Here is an 18955-nt window from a genome sequence, read left to right as displayed (position 1 = left end):
TCCCGGCCTTCCCTGCGCCCTCTTTCATTTGAGGGTGAAGCGACCAGGCAAAGCTCGGGCGAGATCAGCCGCGAGAACGAGAAGATGTGTCTGCAGGTGAGATGCGAATCGAAAGAGCGATGTCCGCCGCCCCACGCTCCGTCATTGCGAGCGCAGCGAAGCAATCCAGAGTCTTTCCGCGGAGGGATTCTGGATTGCTTCGCTGCGCTCGCAATGACGGCGTTGATGCAGTTGCGCGCGAACACTCCGCTCTTGTGCCCCGGACGCAGCGCAGCGCTCCTTCAGCGGTGCGCTGCAGAGCCGGGGCCCATGTTGCAGCGAGTGCTGCGGCTTGCTAGGTCCCGGCTCTGCGGCGCGTCACTGTGTGCCGCACCGCGTCCGGGACATGAGACCGCTAAACCGGCTTGCCCGTATACGGCATCGACGCCGTGAGGCCGCCGTCCACCGGGAACGCCTGGCCGTTGACGTAGGACGCTTCGTCGCTCGCCAGGAACAGTCCCATCGCCGCGAGCTCGTGCGGCTGGCCGGGGCGCTTGAGCGGATTGAGCTGGCCGATCTTGTCCTGGGTGCCGCGCTCCTTGGCGCGGTCGAAGATCGGCTTGGTCATGCCGGTTTCGATCAGGCCCGGGCAGACCGCGTTGATGCGCACGCCGGTGCCGGTGAGCGAATAGGCCGTGGTCTGCACCAGGCTGATCACGCCGGCCTTGCTCGCCGCATAAGGATGGCCGCTGGCGCCGGCCTTGAGGCCCGCGACGGAGGCGGTCAGCACGATCGCGCCGGACTGCTGCTTGATCATGTGCGGCATCGCATGCTTCACCGCGAGGAACGGCCCGATCAGGTTGATGCGCAAGATCTCCTGCCAGTGCTCCACGGTCTGCTCGGGAATCGGAACGAGCCCGCCGGAGACGCCGGCATTGGCCCAGATCACGTCGAGCCGGCCATGCGCCTTCACCGCCTTGTCGATCACGGCGATGACGTCCTTTTCGGAGCCGGCATCCGCGATCATGGCTTCCGCGATGCCGCCGGCCTTCTTCACCTCGTCGACGGTCTCCTTCACGGCCTCGGTGCGATCGACTGCGATCAGCTTGGCGCCTTCCCTGGTGAACAGCAGCGCAGCCGCGCGACCGATGCCGCTGCCCGCGCCGGTGATGATGACGGATTTGCCTTGCAGGCGGCCCATGCGTTTCTCCCTTTTGCTGGCGCGCGACGCTTGCCGCGCGACGGAATTTCAAACAAGTTTTCAAACGGTAAAGTGTCTTGAGACACGTTCGTTACTGACGTACAGCGACATCAAACGGGATGGAAGGGTTTCGATGGCAGGTGCAGACAAGCCAAATGTGGTCGTCACGCGATGGTGGTGGGTCCGTCACGCGCCGGTGCGCAATGACGGCGGCAACATCTACGGACAGTCCGACATCGCCTGCGATACCAGCGATACCTATGTGTTCAATGCTGTTGCCAAGGTGCTGCCACGCACGGCGGTCTGGTATTCGAGCAACCTGATGCGCACCCACCAGACCGCCGAGGCGATCTGGGCCGCGGGCTTCCCAAGGCCCGCGTCGATGAAGTGGGAAGCGGACCTCGCCGAGCAGAACCTCGGCCGCTGGCAGGGCATGAACCGGGCCCAGTTCATCGCGAGCCGCCCCGTCGGCGCCAGCTGGTTCGCCGACATCAACGAGCCCGCGCCCGGCGGCGAGAGCTTCATGGACCTCTACAACCGCACGCGCCGCACCATCGAGCGGATCACCAACGAGGCGGCAGGACAGGACATCATCGCAGTCGCGCATGGCGGCACCATCAAGGCGGCGCTGGGGTTCGCGCTCGACGGCCAGCCGGAACGTGGGCTGTCGTTCGATATCGACAATTGCTCGGTGACGCGACTGGACTATTTTGCGAGTCCAGAGCGCAAGGTCTGGCGGCTGCCGATGGTGAACCAGCAGCCGTGGATCGCGGATGCTGCGCACGCGGCGATGCATCAGCCGGCGGGGCCGGAAGTCAAGAAGCTCGCCTGAGGAAGTCATTCCGGGATGGTCCGAAGGACCAGACCACAGGGTGCGCAATTGCGCACCGGGGAATCTCGAGATCCCGGGTTCGATGCTTAGCATCGCCCCGGGATGACGTTGAATATTCAAGATCAATCAGGGAGAGACACATGACCTTGTTCGACATGAAGGGAAAAGTCGCCGTCATCACGGGATCGACGCGCGGCATCGGGCTTGCGATCGCCGAGCGCATGGCCGAGCACGGCGCCAAGGTTGTGATCTCCTCGCGCAAGGCCGATGTCTGCGAACAGGTGGCAAAGGGCATCAACGATAAATACGGCAAGGGCACCGCGGTCGCGATCGCTGCCAACATCTCGTCGAAAGAAAACCTGCAAAACCTCGTCGACGAGAGCAACCGCGCCTTCGGCAAGATCGACGTGCTGGTCTGCAACGCCGCCTCGAACCCGTATTACGGCCCGCTCGCCGGCATCTCCGACGATCAGTTCAGGAAGATTCTCGACAACAACATCGTCGCCAACAACTGGCTGATCTCGATGGTCGTGCCGCAGATGATCGAGCGCAAGGACGGCTCCATCATCATCGTCTCCTCGATCGGTGGCCTCAAGGGCTCGACCATCCTTGGTGCCTACGCGATTTCCAAGGCCGCCGACATGCAGCTCGCGCGCAACCTCGCCTGTGAATACGGCCCGCACAACATCCGCGTGAACTGCATCGCGCCCGGCCTGATCAAGACCGATTTCGCCAAGGCGCTGTGGGACAATCCGGAGAACCTGAAGGCCTCGACCTCGCGCTCGCCGCTGCTGCGTATCGGCATCCCCGACGAGATCGCCGGCGCGGCGGTGTTCCTGGGCTCGAAGGCCGGCGACTTCATGACCGGCCAGACCATGGTGATCGACGGCGGCGCGACGATCAGTTGATGGTTTCGTGTCCCGGACGCGGTGCGGCACGCAGTGCCGCTCCGCAGAGCCGGGACCCAGAAAGCCAAGGGCTAGATTGCAGAGGCATGGGCCCCGGCTCTGCGCCGCACCGCTACGCGCTGCGTCGCGTCCGGGGCACGAGCGAGACTTCAATCCACCGCAGCGTAAACCAGATCCCGTACCAAGGTCCGTGTGTAGTCGCGCTGGCCCGGGCCCTGGCTCATGAACACCGCGAACAGATCCTCCTTCGGATCGATCCAGAAGAACGTGCCGGCAATGCCGCTCCAGAAATACTGGCCGACGCTGCCGGGGAACGGCGCGATGCCGGCCTCCTTGCGCACGGCGAAGCCGAGCCCGAAGCCGTGGCCGGGCGAGAGCAGGGTGCCGTTGATCGCGACGCCTGGCCCGAGGTGATCGGAGGCCATCAGCTCCAGCGTTTTGCGGCCGATGATCCTGTTGCCGTCGAGGGTGCCGCCATTGCGCAGCATCAGGCAGAAGCGGGCATAGTCCATCGTGGTCGAGACCAGGCCGCCGCCGCCGGACTCCATCACCGGCTGCTCCAGCATGTTGAACAGCGCGACCTTGTCGCCGGTCCAGGGATCGGCCGCGAACGGCTCGGCGAGCCGGCCGGCATTGGCCTCGCTGGTCGAGAAGCCGGTCTCGGCCATCTGAAGCGGCGCGAGCACGCGCTCGGTGAGGAACGCGCCGAGCGTCCTGCCGCTGACGACCTCGATGATGCGGCCGAGGATGTCGGTGGAGCGGCTGTAGTTGAACTCGGCGCCGGGCTGGCAGACCAGCGGAAAGCCCGCCACCAGCGCGGCATGCTCGGCGTTGCTGATCTTGCGGCTGCGGACGCGGGACTCCTGGTAGAGCTTGTGCACGGGGCCGTCGCCTTGGTGCTCGTAGGTGAGGCCGGAGGTGTGGCGGAGCAGGTCCTGCACGGTCATGGGCCGCGTCGGGGGCACCAACTCCAACTTGCCGTCCTTGACGACGCCGACCTGCTGGCTCGCAAATTCCGGGATGAATTTTGCGACGGCGTCGCTGAGCAGGAGCAGGCCATCCTCGACCAGCGCCATGATGCCGACCGAGACGATCGGCTTGGTCATCGAGAAGATGCGGAAGATGGAATCGCGCGCCATCGGCGCCGCGCCTGCCGGGCTCTGCTTGCCGAGTGCCTCGAACCAGCCGATCTGGCCGCCCCTCGCCACCAGCACGGTGACGCCGGGAACGGTTCCCTTGTCGATCTCGCGCTTGAACGCGTCCGACATGGCCTGGAGACGGGGACGCGACAGCCCGAGCGTCTCGGGACGTGCGTCCGGCACAGGCGGGGTCTGGAGCGCGGTCGTGGCCTGTGGGGCGGCTGTGGCGGTCGCTGTCGCGGTCATGGGCACTCCCGGTTGTTTTTGTTATCGCCAACGGACTGTGGCCCAGAAACCCCGGCACAAACAAGCGAAGCCGGCGCGGTTCACCCTTGCAAACCGGCCGTCCCTTGTGCTTGAAAGCGCCCCTGATCCGCGGTGACGCGGGTTCGTAGGAGTGTAGCTCAATTGGTAGAGCACCGGTCTCCAAAACCGGGGGTCGCAGGTTCGAGCCCTGCCACTCCTGCCAAGCAAAATCAGTCACTTAGATTAGATGCTGGCGGGATAGGGATACGGCGTCCCACGTACGAACAGCCAAAAGCCGGCCCAAATGTCCGCAGTCCGGCGCCGAGGCCTGCGAGGCATCGCTTAACGTGCGGGGGCGCGTTCCGCGTCGAGGGGAATCTGACTGAGATCGACATTCCGGATGGGAACGCGACGCAGCAGCGAGACGATGGTCCCGACGAGCTCGAAATAGGTGCGCAGCCGCAGCGCGCGGGACGAGCCCTTCAGCTCGGCATTCAGGCTCACGGGGACCTGGACGTGGGTGAGCCCGAGCTGGAGCAGCGAGATCAATGCGCAGATCTGATAGCCGTAGCCGTCGGCCTTGACCGCGATCTGGCGCAGCCATTTCACGGGGTAGACGATCATGCTGTGGTAGTCGGACAGCCAGAAGCGGAACAGGCAGTTCAGGATGAACCGCAGGGAATGCGACTGGATCGAGCGGTTGATCGAGCGGTCCGACTGGTTGTCGCGATAGGTGATGACGATGTCGGCGGCGCCCGCCGCCTTGAACATCCGGGCGATCCCTTCGTTTTGAAAGGCGTGATCGCCGGGAATGAGCGTGATGGCATCGAACTTCGCGCGCGACAGGGCGAATTCGAAGCCGGCGCCGACACCCCGCCGTTCGGGGTTATGCTGCACGATGATGCGCGGCTCGCCGGCGGCGAACTCGTCCATGATCGTGCCGGTGGCATCGGTGCTGCCGTCGTCGATCAGGAAGATCTCGAAATCGTCGAGCAGTTCGCGTGCGAGCGGCAGCACACCGCCGATGGTGTCGGCGATCTTGTCCTGCTCGTTCAGTGCAGGGATGACGATCGTAAGCCTTTTTGCCGCTCTGGAAGGTGTCATCATATGCCGCCCGTTGGCGGGGCCACACGGTCCCGATGGCCCCCACGCAAGTCTAGGTCATCTGAACCGGGCGAACAATGTGGCTGCCGGACGTCGTCCACACAACCGGACACGAAACCCGGGATCTGTGTGTTTCATGCAACTAGTCGGAAAAATCGTAGAGCCCGGTATCGCCAACGCCGAAGGCGCGCCGCAGCCGTCCGATGCGACCTGCCATGTTCCGGCCCTGGGCGGTCGCCCTGAAGTGCGAATCGACCGGTTCGACCAAGCTGCCATCGACCAGGTTCCCAATTCGTCCCCGGAACAGATCTGGAACCTGCCTTTCAGCGATCTCCAAAACCGGGGCCCTCCGGTCGGGCCGGTCGACGAGGCCGCGCAGGATGTCCAGAGAAACCGATTTATACACTGCGCCAAAGGCGAAAACGTAAGCTATGACGCAAAATCCGAAAATCGACGCGGCGTTCCAATACTGAAATTGCGGGATGGCGAAAATTCCGAGCATCACGCCGAGACCATGCGAGACGACTGCGGCGATGGCGAGCAGGATCACGGGTCCGAGCGCCCATGCGCGAGCGCGGGCCATGAGCTGCAAGGCAGGCGCCAGCAGGGCGAAGACGACGACGGCGGCAAGTCCGACAGCGAAGGACATTGTGCCGCTCACCGAAGACCCGTCGACAGGCGAACGAGTTTGACCAGATGTGCGACCGCGACCCCCTTGGCCGTCGGGGCCAGCCGGCCGTCCGCCGTCACCACCAGCCCCGAGCTGATCAGGAGTTTCAGACGGTTGTGCGCGAAGGTGCCGAGGTCGCCGCCCTGCATGTAGGCCGCAGCCCATTGGTCCAAAGTGAGGGGACGTCCCGACTTCACCAGCGCCGTGAGCAGCGTGACCGTAAAGCCCCAGGCCAGCAGGCTGAACAGGATGTAGCAAAACATCATCGCCGTCGCCAACAGGAGCAGACCACCAAGCACGTCGTCGACGTGGCGTTGACCTGGAAGCGCGATACAGGCGATCACGAAAAACACGACGACGCTGACGCAGGCCAGCCGGAAGCGGCGGCCGGATCCGCCGGTGGCGGCGATGCGCGCGTAAAACAGCAACAGCAGTGGAAAGGCGATGCTGAGACCAATCGCAGCGGCCTGCGCCGGGCCCGGTATCATGTTCATTGCGTAAATCGCCCCGGACGCCTCTCAGGCCCAGCCAGAGCGAAAGTCTATAGGAGGTCGCATTTTTCCGGTCAAGAGAGCCCGGCGGCCCGGACTTGCGGTCGCCACGTGGGCGTGCGAATCCTGGCTGGCGATGTCCTCCTTTTCCCGTCCGAGCTTGCCCCCGTTGCTGCGCGCGATAGCCATTCTGATCGTCGTGTTGCTGGTTGCACATGCGCCGATGCTCCTGAATGACGGCCTCTTCATGGACGACTGGCTGGTGCTCAAGCCGCGTCCGGACTATTTCGTCGACATCGATTTCCTGCTGAATGGCGCCGGTCATCCGATCTTCTTCAGCTACGACACGTTCGCGAACTGGACGGGCGCCCCGGTCGTCGTGATGGTATCGCTGGCGCTCGCCGGAATCGTCTTCGGCGCGGTGTGCCTGATGCTGACGGCGACACGGCTCGATCTGCTCGACCGCGCCGAGGCGGTCGGCTTCGCCCTGATCGTCTGGACCTATCCCGGCTATCAACTGTGGGCCGGCAAGGCGAACGCGGTCTATGTCTTCAGCTTCGGACTCCTGTTCGTCGGCGCATGGCTGCTGACGCTTGCCTTCAGCGCGCAGGGCTGGCGGCGTGTGTTGCTTCGCGTGGCCTGTGCATGCCTATTCGTGCTCAGCTTCGCGCTCAACTCGACGGTCGTGCTCTATGCCTGTGTCATGCTTGGACTGTTCGTTGCAACATGGCGGAGCGGAGCCGTTGCGCATGGCTTCATTCGTCGTGCATGGCTCGCAGCCTGGCGCTGCACTTTGGGCTATCCGGAATTGATCGCGCTTCCTCTTGTCTATGCGGGCGCGCTTGGTATCTGGTTCAAGCGCATCGGTTTGTACGCGCAGCATTATGATGCCCATTTGCCGACGCTCGGGGAGCTGGCGAACGGATGGAAGGCGTTCTTCGACGCCGGCTACAGGGACGTCGTGGCCCACGCGATCGGGGCGGCGATCCAGGTCCCGGCGCCCTTCATCCTGGCTGCGGTGCTCGTCGGCGTCGCATTGTTGCTACTTCGTCCCGGCACGGAGGCAACTGCACTCAGACGGGCGACCGCCTTGCCGCTCATCCTCGCCGTTGTTTTGTTCCTCGCGCTGTCCTCGCCCTATCTGATTGCCGGCCTGCGACCCTCGTCCCAGCATTTTTACGAAAGCCGTCACCTGCTGCTGTTTGGCGTGCCGGCGGGGCTGGCGCTTCTCGCGTTCAAGCGTCAGACCGAACGTTGGATCGGCCCCACCGCCGCCGTTGCGATGTTGTTCGGATTGGGCTCGATCCTGTGGATCGGAATGCTGTGGAATGACTACGTCTTCATGCAGGCGAGAACGCTGAAGCAGGAGGCTCTGACGCGCAGCCTCGCCGACCGGATCCAGCCCGCGGCGACGGTCTACGCGCTCGACGACCAATTCTTCGACTATCGGTCACGGGACGTGCCGTTCGGCCTGGCCGAAGTCACCGGTATGCTCCGGCTCGCCTGGGGCAATCAGCCCTTCTTCGGGTTTGCCTTGCGTGCCGAGCGGCCCGACATCCTCCAGGAGATGGAGTGGAAGCGGGCTGCTCCGGGAACTGCTTTCCGTCATTTCGATCCGTCGGGACCGCAGGCGACGATCTCGTTGAACGCGGGCTCTGGAGCTGCGTTGGACCGGGCATTGGTGCGAAAGTACTACGCGTGTCGGTTGTTGGCGCGCTGTGACGTTGCAGAGTTTCTGGCTCAACTCGCGCAGGTCAAGATCACGGTCGGCCCGATCGCTGGAATCTTGCCGCTCAACGGCGCCAGCGAGGATGTCTCGCCTAGCCGCTAGCTCGCCGCTTCCAGATCGCTTCTGCAAGCGCGATGTCGGTCACCGAGTCTTGGCCAGACGCGAGGGGCATCCGTCGTTCGATAATGTCGGAGACAAAGGCAACGGCCTGGCGCCGAAATGCCCAGCTGGTTGCATGTATGAGCTGCGTGGACTCGTCTTGATGATCGACGATGACCCGTGCGTCCTCTTCGGCGAAGGGCGCGGGCAATTCGATGGTCAGGGCGCCGCGCTCGAAATCGATCGTCAGTCCCTCCCGCCAGGCTCCCTCGGACCCGTTCACGAGATCCAGCGCACAAGCGATGCCGTCGAAGTCGAGCGTGACGCGCGCGGCTCCCGAGGTCTCGACGGAGCTGTCGGTGACCGTCGGCGAGGATCCGAGCAGGTAGCGCGCCAGATTGATGATATGGCTGAAGACATTCAGAAAATTGTCGTAGCCGGGGCGCACCGCGCGCGGCATCCAGTCGGGACCATCCTCCCAGAGTTCGAGCCCGTCCGGCCGTGCTTCGCCGGTCATCACGAAATTGTCCTGCGCGCGGCCCGTGTCGCCGCCGAAGCACCAGCCTCGCGCGGCGACGATGCGTCCGAGTGACTGGTCTGCGCGGATGCGCGCCAGCTCGGCCAGCGCGCGTGCCACGCCGGCATCGTGTCGCTTCATGTAACCGATGCTGTAGATGAGGTCCTGTCGCCGCGCGGCTTCGACCAGTGTCTCGGCTTGAACCGTCGTGTAGGCCATCGGCTTTTCCGACAGCACGTGGCGGCCGCTGTTCAACGCGTCCAGGACGATCGGCCCGGTCGCGCGCCGCTTCGTCACGACGACCACGGCGGACACCTCGCTGTCCGCAAGCAATTCCCGGTGCGTGCCGTAGACCCGCGAGATGCCGAACTTCTGCGCCGCGGCGGCAGCAAGATCCGGCCGGAGATCGGCGATCGCGACGACGCGGCAGGCGGGATTGGCAGCGAAATTGGCGAGGTGGCACATCTGGCCGACCATGCCCGTCCCGATGATGCCAATGCCTGGCTTCACTGGCTATGATTCCTTGGAGCGCTTTCGGATGACGAGGAAGTGCGCCGGCTGTCCCCAGGTGTTGATGAACGCCGGATCCGTCTGGGTGAGGGCAGTGACCGCGGACGCCTCCCGTCGCAAGATCGCGCCAAAGATGCGATGGAAACTGTCGAGCGTTGCCGTGATGGCTTCGATGTCGGCAGCATCGTCGGCGAGAATGTCCGTCGTCCGGATCGTCTCGCGCAGGGACGCGAGGCTCGCGACCACGCGCGGCAGGCTCTCGGCGAAGGGATCGTCGATCATCGCATCGACGTCGAGAACCAGCGTCTTGATCGATGCCGAGATCGCCTCCACTGCATCGGCGTTGCCGACCAGATAGAGCTTTCGTCCGCCAAGGAAGCTCAGGCGGCTGCGGTCGAGATGGCGCGCCGCGCGCCGCAGCTTCTCGTCGTCGGGCAGAACCTTCTTGTGCCAGTAGACGTCCAAGCTGTCGCGATAGGCTGGCCATGCCGAATGGATGTCGAAGCCTTGCTCATGCGCCGCCGTGCAGAGGGCTGCCGCATCGAGAAAATACCGGTACCGGACGAAGGGATTCTCGAGAACGTCCATCAGCCAGGATTCGAAGCTGCGGGTGTGCGGAATGCTGCTCCATTTCGCATCGAACAGCATCCTCGCCGTCTCGAGCGCAGGACGGCCGGTCAATGCCTTGCCGGCCGCATGGATCGCCTTGAGCGCGAGCTCGAAGAATCCGCCATGGCGCTCGTAATAGGACACGACGGCGTAACCGTCGGGGTTGAGCAGCCGGTGGAAAACGCCGAGCCAATTTTCGGTCGGCTGCACCGTGTAGATGAATCCTTCGGCATCTATGATGTCGAACCCGCGGTCGCTGCGGAATCCCTCGACATCGGCCAGTGCGAGCTCGCGGAGATGTTCGGTCAGGCCGAAATGATCGAAATAGGCATGGATCTTCGGGTGTGCATGCCGGTTCGGCTCGGCGAGCGTCATGTTCGCGCCCCAGCTCGCAAACACCAGAGCGTTCTCGCCGGAATCAGGACCGAATTCGAGCACCTCGGCATTGCGGAACAGCCGCGGCGGCAGCACCAGCTTGTCCGAGAACAGTTCGCGCCGCTGGCCGGCGTAGGCTTCGAGCTCGGCGGACGACTTGAAATTTCCGAACGTCGGCAGAACGTCCTGACGTTCGTAGTAGTTGAAGAGCTTGTCCTCAGCCATGCCGCGACCCTGCGGCCGCCTCGAGACGATCGAGCTCGCTCCAGATGTCGGAGGGCGCAAAGATCGAAACGATGTGCAGCGGCCGCTTCACGTTCTCGCGCAGCCGGCTACTGACCTTGGCTTCGTTCTCTTGGTTCACGGCGAGAAGACAGACGAGCGGATCCGACTTGCCGGCGAGATCCTCCGGCGAGCGGATCGGAATGCCGGTGCCGGGCAGGAACAAGCCTTGGCGCTCCTTCTGGTCGTCGACCGAGAGGTCGACGAGATCCGCCAGCTCGTGGGCGTTGGTGAAGGTGCAGGCGCGGCAGCCGGCGCCGTAGATGGCGATCTCGGCACCATTGGCGCGGGCCTTGGCGAGGATCGGACGAAGACGAGCGCCATATTCCCTTGCGCGCTGACCGAATGCCTCGCCGACTCCCGACGGTGCGGGCGGGGGCGTCACGTCGCCCGCGGCACGGCGGGCTGCGATCGCGAGGCTGCCGCCGCTGAAATTGTACTTCTTCACGGACACTGCCTCGAAGCCGTGGCGCGCCAACAAGGCGAGCAGGGTCGGTTCGGTGAAATAGCTGACGTGCTCCTCCCAGAGGACGGAAAGATCGCCTGCCGTCGACCCGGGCGCGAAATCAGGCACGTCGATGAACAGCAGCCCGTCGTCGCGCAGCGCGATCTTCACGCAGTCGAAGAAGTTCTCGAAGTCGACGATGTGCTCCAGCACCTGACGCGAGACCACGAGATCGAACTTGCCGGCATGGGCGACTGCGTCGTCACACAGGGCCGGGCTGATCATGTCGGAATAGACCTTGATGCCGCGTTCGCGGGCAATCTTGCCCGACACGGGGTTGGGCTCCACGCCCACGAGGACCTTCGCGCCGCGTTCGCGCAGCTTGTCCATGAACAGGCCGTCGTTGCATCCGATCTCGAACACGGACTGGTGCTTCGACAATTTCGCGATGGTGTCGAGCTCGTCGACCTGGTGCGGCTCCGGCTTCCAGCTGCTGAAATTGTAGTTGAACTGGCGATACAGGATGTCTGGATCGATCGGCTTGACGATCTGCGGCAGGCCGCATTCGCCGCAGGCGAGCACCTCGAACGGGAATCGTTCGTCCTGCTCGTTTCGGCTGTGCCGAAGCCGATGCGCAATCGGCATCAGGCCGAGGTCGATGACCGGTCGCAGGTTGGTCGAATGGCAAAGGCGGCAATGGTCGGTCACGGCTTTGGCTCATTGCAGGAATGATACGGGGACAACAGCCCCGGGGTGAAACTCAACGTAGTTGAAGCCTATATAGTGGCACAGCCTGCGCCACAATTCCTAAGTTGCCTTGTCCCGGCACCACCGGCGGTCAGAACAGCGCGGCGTCGCAACACGGCCGCGTTTGAGCAACGCATCCGGCGTATCCCGCTCAACTCTGCTGTTCCGTGTAGCGCGCCTTGTTCGGATTCGTGCAACTACCATCAATGGACCGACGCAGCAGCATCCCGTTCGGCCCTGTAAGCCATACGCGCCAGTGCGAGCAGCCAGACAGCCCCCGATGGGATTGCGGAGGCCCAAGCAAAATCGAAGTCGCGGGCGCCTCGCCGCATGCGATACCGGCGAAACCGAGAACACCGACCATCGCTCCTCACGATGCCCCATCCTCCGATGGAAAGCGGGAGAGCGGCAGCCATAGTCACCAGCGGAACGTCTTGCCAAGAAGCATCGTCAGGCCGTTCCATCCGTCATCAGCCAGGTTCCTCCGGCACGTCGCATCGGCTGAATGCGATCGACCGGGGCGTGGTGATTGTGGGCCGCGGCAGCAGCTCTTGCGAAAATGAGTGGGATGGCTCGATCCAACTGGTTGATCTCGAGACAGACGCTGCTGCGACCGTCAGGTGGTGCCATAGTATAACCACCGCAGTGCGCCTATCGAGCTCCTGAAGCGGAATCTTCGCAGGCGGGCGTGGGTAGAGCCAGCAGCCAGGCGGATCCGCGTACTCCAGGCCGGCGGCAAGGTGGTCGGTATTCTCCTCTTGCCAGGGGAGTTGGCAGATCGTCTTTCAGTTGCATGAGCTCGCCACGCCCTTGCGTGGCCGAAGGCGCATCCTCGAGGACGGCCTTCATTAGTTCGACGAATCGGATGTCGTTGGGCAGCGGAATTCCCGGCGCAGCGCGATAGCGCCAGATCTCTCGCCGTGGCGGGCAGCGAAAAAATTCGAGATAGGAAACTGTGCAGTTGCCACTCGGGACGAGGTCACGGTTCTGAAAATCTCCGCAATAATCTGTATAGACATATGATCGCTCGCGATTTTCGTCGCGCAACATCATCTGTGCAACGTTCATGTCACTGGCGCCGAGACACCGGGACCGAAATGAGATGATGGTGCTGTTCTCTATCTGGAGCTTCACGACCTTTGGTTCGGGATCAGCAAGCAAAGCCGCCCGAACTTGCCGCTGTAGGTCTGCGTTGATCAGACCATCATACAGCAGCCATTTCGAATCCTGCGCCATGGCCACTGTGAAGACCGCGATCAGGCCGCCCGCGATCGCTGCACGCAGACGCGATGTCGGCATGATCTGTATGACGGTCGCCGCCAATATCAGTATGCCGAGTTGCGAGGCGAAGAGCAGCCTCGATTCTCCCCTGGTGACGTCGCCATAGGTCCCGGTCAGGGCGAAGGGCATAGCGCCAAGGATGGCAATCGCAGTTCCGGACAAGAGCAGCGCCAGCACACGTCTGATTGAGCCGTGACCCTCGAGCACCCAAGGTGTCCAGAACGCTCTGGAAGAGAGGAGAGCGAAGCCCGCCATGGCAGCCAACGTCAGCAGCGTCCAGACGAAATCACCCAGCAGTGCGATCCCTTGAGAGGCGGCGTAGGACAGACCCTTGGGAAAAGCCGCGAGGTGCTCGTGCAGCGCGTTGCCTATAACGGTGAGGTCGTGCACAAAACTGTACTGCCCGGCGTAGTGACCGCTCTTTCCCAGGATGGTTAGACGCAGCATGATCACGGCCGCGGTCACCAGCCAGAATGGGGCAAGGCGCGCGAGCCTACGCCTCCACGGTTCGCGAGAGGACCAGGTCAGCATGATGCGGAGCGGTTCAAGCGCGATCAGGATTTCAAGCGACAACGAGAAAAACAAAGCGAACGGCGCCGCCCATCGAAGTGCCCGAACCTTCGAATATGTGAACGCGTAGGACAGCAGATAGAAGAGCAGGAAGAAGTCGTAGACCGCGTTGAGTGTCAGGCGAATTGCATAGAACGGGCTGAGCAGGAACAGAGCCGTGACAAGACCGGCGATGCGTCTGGTATAGGATGATCGCGACAGGACGGAGTGAAGCAACACGCCGTTGACCAGATGGCAGGCTAGTCCCGCGAGCCGCGCAGAGACATCGGGAGTATCGTTCAAAAGCGTCACAAACAGCGTCATCGGGATTGCGAAGCCGGCGTGGGCCGACTCCCACAGCACGCGAGCGACGCCGGCGGCACCTTGAGTCCAGTAGATGTAGTACACAGTCCAATCGTCGCCGAAGACCTCACGCGCGAACAGCGCGGGCACGGCCGTCACAAAGGCGAGAACCAGAGCGACGTAGACGTATCCAATGCCCGCCCGCTCTGCTTGCCGGAGAGCGGCAGCTCTTGGATCTACATTCATGCGAGCATCGTCGAGCCCGACGGGGATGGCCACGGTCCTAAGCTTTGCCTCGTCTGTCCAAATGCTCCGCAGCGAGCGTACCAGTTCTCGTCACGTAGGCTTGAACCTCGGCAGCGTCGCCGCCATCGGGTGCCCAGTCGGGAAATGCCGTGCGGGCCGGATCGAACGGGCCGGCGGTGGTTTCGTGAAACACCAGCCATTCCGAGGTGATCAGGATCGAGTGGAAGACCTGTTCCGGCATGCGATAGTAGCAGCGCTTGCCCTGACCGTAGGGCGCCATCTCGAGCACGTCGCGAATGCGGCCGTCATCCTCGAAGATCACGACCTGTGCGGTGCCCTCGATCACGTGGAACGATTCAGGTTTGCCAAGGTGCTTGTGCGGCCGCACATAGGCCTCGCGATGATGCACGATCAGCATCTCGTGCAGGCCGGAAGAGGGATCCGGATGCGTGCACAGCCGGCTGCGCAGACGCGGGTTGGCGGCCGCGATGCGCTTCAGCTCCGCGATCGTGGCGTCGTCCGCCGTGACGATTTCGTCGTCCGAATAGTACACTTCCGGATTTTGCGCGCGCAGTGAGGTCGGCCGGCGCAGGCCTGCCTCATTCGAAGAAGATGAACCCATGGTCGCCCCGATACCCGCATTTGTCGTAGATCCAGGCCCATGTTTGCGGACCGTGGAAGCTCAGGCAGGTGAGCTGCCAATAAAGCAGATTGGCCTTCTCGCGCTCGTTGCGGAAGGATTCGACCATCAGATATTTCGAGGTGCCGCGTCCGACGCGTTCGATCTCGGGCACCGCGCGGAACACGTCCTCAAGCGGAAGGTTGTGCAGCACGCCGAGCGAGACGACGAGGTCGAAGCTGTGGTCGGGGTAGGGGAGCTCGACGGCGCTGCCGACCTTCAAATGCGGCCGCACCTCCTCCTTGGCGTTGGCGATGCCATACTCGGAGATGTCGATGCCGGCGATCCTGACGTCGGGGACGAGCTGGGTGAACTCGTAGAGCAGGTAGCCCTTGCCGCAACCGACGTCGAGCACGCTCATGCCCGGCTTGATGCCGTAGCGATCGATCAGGGTCTGGGCCAGCGGGCGCCACCGGCCGTCATAGCGATAGCCGCCGTAGCCGTAGCGCCGGTCACCATCCCAGTAGTCGCGCCCCCATTGCCGCGCGACGGTAGCGGATTCCGCCTTGTCGTGCTCGACCACGCGCTGGACGTAGTTCCGCTTGGTCGATGCGTGCATCGGCTGGAGCAGGTTGATCTCGGTCATGGGGGCCAACCGGTCCGCGGCATCGTCACAGGATGGTCGCGAATTTGTTGACGAGCAGGATGTCTTCGATGGCCTGGATGTCTTTCTGCGACGCCAGCGTGATCTCCTCAACCGCGGCGTGAAGGTCGCAGCCCTCGCGCAGCACGCGGTCGTAGATCTGCCGCCGCCGTGCCTCGTCGGGCGGCAGCATGAAAATGCTGTAGAGAATCAGCCCACGCAGCTGCGGCAACTCGTCCAGGATGTCCTCGAGCACCATGTAGCTGCCGGGCATGGTGTGCTCGGCGGCGCTCAGCAGATAATGTAGATTCTTCCGCCGCGCGTAGTCGCGGATCACGATGTTCTGGACGTGCTGCGGGGTGCGGCTGCCGTTCAGCGGCCGGGCGCCGATATAGCCGCGATGGCCGGCTCGCTCAGCCATGGAAGCCTCCCGGCAGCTTGTACTGCATGCCGACCCGCGTCGCCGGCCGCAGCAGGATCGGCTCGAAGAACTCGCCGAAGCGCTTGTCCGCGTAGGGCGACATGATGCTCTTGAAGCGGCAATTCATGCTCCAGCGCGTGCCGGCTTCCTCGTTGACGCGATTGCCGTGCATCAGGGTCTGGTTGAACAGCATCACGTGACCGTAGGGGATCTCGATGAAGGTCGCGTGCGGCTTGATGGTCTTGTACAGCTCTTCGGCACTGCGCAGGCTGGCCATCCGGTCCTGCATCTCGCCGTTCAGGGACGGCGGCAGCAGGTACATCGATTTGGTGCGGCGGACGTCGACGAGCGGCACCCACACCACGACCTCGAACGGCGAGTCGCCCGACCAGACGTCGGAATGGGTGGCCAGCAGCGACGAGCTGTCGCCGGGGAGCTGGATGCTGAGATTGACGCGGCGCTGCATGCAGAGCTCATTGCCGACGATGGTCTCGATCGTCGAGCGTGCCAGACGAAAGTAGGTCGGCCGGAACCATGGTTCGGCGTTGAGGCCGTTGAAGACGTGCAGCCGCAGGCCGTTGAGATCATCCACGCTCACCCGCGTGTGGATGGTGTCGAGCATCGCGTAGGGATCGTTGCTGTGCGGCAGCTTCAGATAGTCCGCCGCGAGCTCGGCGGCACGGCGCTGGATCCGGTCGAGCCCGGCGCGATCGTCGGCCGGGGTGGTGACGAAGCCATGGTCGATGAAGCGTTGCGCCAGCGCCTGCTCGTCGGCGTGCAGGAAGTCCGTGTCCGTCATGCAAAATACTCCCGGGCGGTCGCGCAAATATAGCTGATGTCGGCGGCCGAGAGGAACTGGTTGATGGGAAGTGTGAGGATGTGGTCCGCCTGCCGTTCGGTCACCGGGAACGCGCCGCGGCCATGACCCAGATGCGCCGCCGCCGGCTGCAGGTGGATCGGGACAGGATAGTGGATCGCGGTCTCGATGCCCTTGTCGGCAAGATATTTCTGGAAGTCGTTGCGGCGCTCGGTCTGCACCACGAAGGTGTGGAAGGTGTTGAACTCGATGTTCCGGCAGGGCGGACTGAACAGCGGCAGGCCGGCGAGCTCGGCGCGGTATTGCGCAGCGTTGCGCCGCCGGCGTTCGATCACCGAGGGCAGATGGCGCAGGCGGATGCGCAGCACCTCGGCCTGAAGCGTGTCGAGCCGCGAGACGATACCCCATTCATGGACGTCGCTCCGGTTGATCAGGCCGTGGTTGCGCAGCCGGCGGATTCGCGCGGCTAGCTCCGCGTCGGCGGTGACGAGGAAGCCTGCATCGCCCGCGGCATTGAGATTCTTCAGGGGATGCGCGGAGAAGCAGCCGAACGTGCCGATGGTGCCGCTCATCCGGCCGTCATAGGTCGAGCCGATCGCCTGGGCGCTGTCCTCGATCACGGCGAGCGCGTGCTTGTCCGCGATCGCCATCAGCGGGGTCATGTCGGCCATGCGCCCGGTCAGATGCACCGGCATGATCGCCTTGGTGCGCGACGTGACGGCGGCCTCGACTGCGGTGGGATCGATGTTCTGGTCCGGCAGCACGTCCGCAAAGACCGGCGTGGCGCCGACTGCGATGATTGCCGCAGTCGATGCCACGAACGAATTCGGCGGAGTGATGACCTCATCGCCCGGGCCGATGTCGAGCGCCCGCATGGCGAGGATCAGCGCGTCGGTGCCGGAATTCAGCGTCACGACATGCGAGGAGCCGAGATAGGCGGACAATTCCTCCTCGAGCTTCGCAACCGCCGCCCCGCCGATGAAATCGCCGCGCTGGAAGACGCCCTCGACCGCCTGCATGATCTCGGCGCGTTCTTCCTCGAATTGCGCGGGAAGATTGACGTAGCCGATGCGCCGGCGGCCGGTGTCAGCGTCCATGGCAGAACTTCCTGACGGTCTCGATGACGCGGTCCTGCTGCGCGCGCGTCAGATGCTGGTCCACGGGGAAGCTGACGACTTCCTTGGCGTGGCGGTCGGTGACCGGGAACGTGCCGGGCGCGTAGCCGAGATGCTTGAGACCTTCCTGCTGATACAGCGGGATCGGATAGTGGATCTTCGCCTCGATGCCGTTGTCCAGGCAGTATTTGTAGAGCTCGTCGCGGCGTTCGGCGAACACCATGTAGAGATGGTAGACGTGCTTCACGTTGGGCCGGCGCGGCGGGATGCGCAGGCCGGGCAGGCCGGCGAGGCCCGCGTCGTAATAGGCCGCATTCTCGATTCTGCGGCGCGTGATCTCGCTGGTCTGGCCGATCAGCCAGTTGCCGACCACGGCCTGCAAGGAATCGAGCCGCGAGTTGCAGCCGAGGATCGCGATCTCGTCGCGGTTCTTCATGCCGTGGTTGCGGATGAGGCGGAGCCGCTCGTTCATCCCGTCGTCATTGGTGACGACGACGCCGGCATCGCCCCAGACGTTGAGGTTCTTGAGCGGATGCAGCGAGAAGCCGGCGGCGATGCCGTGGGTGCCCGAGCGTTTTCCCGCGAACTCGGACAGGATGCCCTGGCAGGCATCCTCGACCACGGGGATATTGTGGCGCTGGGCGATCGCCATCAGCTTGCCCATGTCCGTCACCTCGCCGGTCAGCTGGACCGGCATGATCGCCTTGGTTTTCTCAGTGATCGCGGCTTCGACGTAGTCGACGTTCATGCAGAAGGAATCGTCGCAGTCGACCAGCACGGGCGTCGCGCCGGTCTCCGCGATCGCGCCGACCGTGGCGATGAACGTGTTGGCGGCGGTGATGACCTCGTCGCCATGACCGATGCCGAGCGCCTTGAGCGGCAGCTTGAGCGCGTCGGTGCCCGATCCGACGCCGATGGCGTGACGCACGCCGATCAGCTCGGCAAAGCGCTTTTCGAATTCGGCGACGGGCTTGCCAAGGGTGAAGTCACCGGTCGCCACCAGCCTGCCGATCTCGGCCAGGATCGGAGCGGGGTCGGCGAATTGCTCGAGCAGATAGGAATATCGAACGTCGTACAT

The 18955-nt window shown here is 63.7% G+C and carries 18 protein-coding genes and 1 tRNA gene; 4 read left to right on the top strand and 15 right to left on the bottom strand.

The genetic code is table 11. The features are described 5' to 3' along the window. Window positions 1-394 precede the first annotated feature (394 nt). On the bottom strand, window positions 395-1180 hold the full coding sequence (locus tag H1B27_RS28260) for an SDR family NAD(P)-dependent oxidoreductase (protein ID WP_197968338.1): 786 nt from the start codon (window positions 1178-1180) through the stop codon (window positions 395-397). Window positions 1181-1313: 133 nt separating this feature from the next. On the opposite strand from H1B27_RS28260, the gene H1B27_RS28255 reads away from it, so the two are divergent. Both H1B27_RS28255 and H1B27_RS28250 read left to right on the top strand, forming a co-directional pair. Beyond that, window positions 1314-2012 carry a histidine phosphatase family protein gene (locus H1B27_RS28255; protein ID WP_197968337.1) on the top strand — a complete coding sequence of 233 codons (699 nt, stop codon included), beginning with the start codon at window positions 1314-1316 and terminating at the stop codon, window positions 2010-2012. A 140-nt stretch (window positions 2013-2152) separates the two neighbouring features. Next, on the top strand, window positions 2153-2920 hold the full coding sequence (locus H1B27_RS28250) for an SDR family NAD(P)-dependent oxidoreductase (protein ID WP_061876915.1): 768 nt from the start codon (window positions 2153-2155) through the stop codon (window positions 2918-2920). Window positions 2921-3069: 149 nt separating this feature from the next. Here H1B27_RS28250 and H1B27_RS28245 read toward each other — a convergent pair whose 3' ends face one another. Continuing rightward, the gene (locus H1B27_RS28245) at window positions 3070-4305 is read right to left on the bottom strand and encodes a serine hydrolase domain-containing protein (RefSeq protein WP_197968336.1); all 1236 of its coding nucleotides are present in this window, start codon (window positions 4303-4305) and stop codon (window positions 3070-3072) included. 147 nt (window positions 4306-4452) lie between these two features. Here H1B27_RS28245 and H1B27_RS28240 point away from each other — a divergent pair. After that, window positions 4453-4528 (top strand) — tRNA-Trp (locus tag H1B27_RS28240). 119 nt (window positions 4529-4647) lie between these two features. Here H1B27_RS28240 and H1B27_RS28235 read toward each other — a convergent pair. From H1B27_RS28235 to H1B27_RS28225, 3 genes are all read right to left on the bottom strand, one after another. Then, window positions 4648-5409: a glycosyltransferase family 2 protein gene (locus tag H1B27_RS28235; protein ID WP_245524696.1), complete on the bottom strand. Its 762-nt coding sequence runs from the start codon at window positions 5407-5409 to the stop codon at window positions 4648-4650. A 142-nt stretch (window positions 5410-5551) separates the two neighbouring features. Next, a complete protein-coding gene (locus H1B27_RS28230) occupies window positions 5552-6058 on the bottom strand; it encodes a hypothetical protein (protein ID WP_197968335.1) in 507 nt (168 codons plus the stop codon). A gap of 8 nt (window positions 6059-6066) precedes the next feature. Beyond that, window positions 6067-6573 carry a hypothetical protein gene (locus H1B27_RS28225; RefSeq protein ID WP_197968334.1) on the bottom strand — a complete coding sequence of 169 codons (507 nt, stop codon included), beginning with the start codon at window positions 6571-6573 and terminating at the stop codon, window positions 6067-6069. Between the two features lie 166 nt (window positions 6574-6739). Here H1B27_RS28225 and H1B27_RS28220 point away from each other — a divergent pair, with 166 nt between their 5' ends. After that, entirely contained in the window at window positions 6740-8401 is a 1662-nt protein-coding gene (locus H1B27_RS28220; RefSeq protein WP_246515757.1) for a hypothetical protein, read from the top strand. Here the strand turns inward: H1B27_RS28220 and H1B27_RS28215 are convergent. The 10 genes from H1B27_RS28215 to H1B27_RS28170 all read right to left on the bottom strand — a co-directional run bounded on the left by H1B27_RS28215 (window position 8391) and on the right by H1B27_RS28170 (window position 18955). Beyond that, window positions 8391-9425 carry a Gfo/Idh/MocA family protein gene (locus H1B27_RS28215; protein ID WP_197968332.1) on the bottom strand — a complete coding sequence of 345 codons (1035 nt, stop codon included), beginning with the start codon at window positions 9423-9425 and terminating at the stop codon, window positions 8391-8393. The two genes, H1B27_RS28220 and H1B27_RS28215, sit on opposite strands and share 11 nt — an antisense overlap. A 3-nt stretch (window positions 9426-9428) precedes the next feature. Then, complete coding sequence (locus tag H1B27_RS28210) at window positions 9429-10634, bottom strand: class I SAM-dependent methyltransferase (protein WP_197968331.1); 1206 nt, start codon at window positions 10632-10634, stop codon at window positions 9429-9431. Next, the gene (locus tag H1B27_RS41090) at window positions 10627-11844 is read right to left on the bottom strand and encodes a class I SAM-dependent methyltransferase (protein ID WP_197968330.1); all 1218 of its coding nucleotides are present in this window, start codon (window positions 11842-11844) and stop codon (window positions 10627-10629) included. Before H1B27_RS41090 ends, H1B27_RS28210 begins: the two co-directional genes overlap by 8 nt. Window positions 11845-12534: 690 nt before the next feature. Next, window positions 12535-14262, bottom strand: a complete 1728-nt coding sequence (locus H1B27_RS28200; RefSeq protein ID WP_197968329.1) for a hypothetical protein — start codon at window positions 14260-14262, stop codon at window positions 12535-12537. Window positions 14263-14299: 37 nt separating this feature from the next. Beyond that, a complete protein-coding gene (locus H1B27_RS28195) occupies window positions 14300-14884 on the bottom strand; it encodes a WbuC family cupin fold metalloprotein (protein ID WP_197968328.1) in 585 nt (194 codons plus the stop codon). Continuing rightward, window positions 14862-15527, bottom strand: coding sequence for a class I SAM-dependent methyltransferase (locus tag H1B27_RS28190; protein WP_197968327.1), 666 nt, complete (start codon window positions 15525-15527; stop codon window positions 14862-14864). Before H1B27_RS28190 ends, H1B27_RS28195 begins: the two co-directional genes overlap by 23 nt. Window positions 15528-15552: 25 nt before the next feature. Continuing rightward, window positions 15553-15945: an LIC12192 family sporadic carbohydrate cluster protein gene (locus H1B27_RS28185; RefSeq protein ID WP_061876902.1), complete on the bottom strand. Its 393-nt coding sequence runs from the start codon at window positions 15943-15945 to the stop codon at window positions 15553-15555. Beyond that, window positions 15938-16744, bottom strand: coding sequence for a sporadic carbohydrate cluster 2OG-Fe(II) oxygenase (locus tag H1B27_RS28180; protein ID WP_197968326.1), 807 nt, complete (start codon window positions 16742-16744; stop codon window positions 15938-15940). Before H1B27_RS28180 ends, H1B27_RS28185 begins: the two co-directional genes overlap by 8 nt. Continuing rightward, window positions 16741-17859 (bottom strand): DegT/DnrJ/EryC1/StrS family aminotransferase, encoded by a 1119-nt coding sequence (locus tag H1B27_RS28175; RefSeq protein WP_197968325.1) that lies wholly within the window; start codon window positions 17857-17859, stop codon window positions 16741-16743. Before H1B27_RS28175 ends, H1B27_RS28180 begins: the two co-directional genes overlap by 4 nt. Next, window positions 17849-18955 (bottom strand): DegT/DnrJ/EryC1/StrS family aminotransferase, encoded by a 1107-nt coding sequence (locus tag H1B27_RS28170; RefSeq protein ID WP_197968324.1) that lies wholly within the window; start codon window positions 18953-18955, stop codon window positions 17849-17851. The genes H1B27_RS28175 and H1B27_RS28170 overlap by 11 nt, the downstream gene beginning before the upstream one ends.

The sequence above is a fragment of the Bradyrhizobium diversitatis genome, assembly GCF_016031635.1.
Classification (GTDB): domain Bacteria; phylum Pseudomonadota; class Alphaproteobacteria; order Rhizobiales; family Xanthobacteraceae; genus Bradyrhizobium; species Bradyrhizobium diversitatis.
Note: the sequence above shows the minus strand (reverse complement) of the source record. Positions and strands in the feature narration are given on the sequence as shown.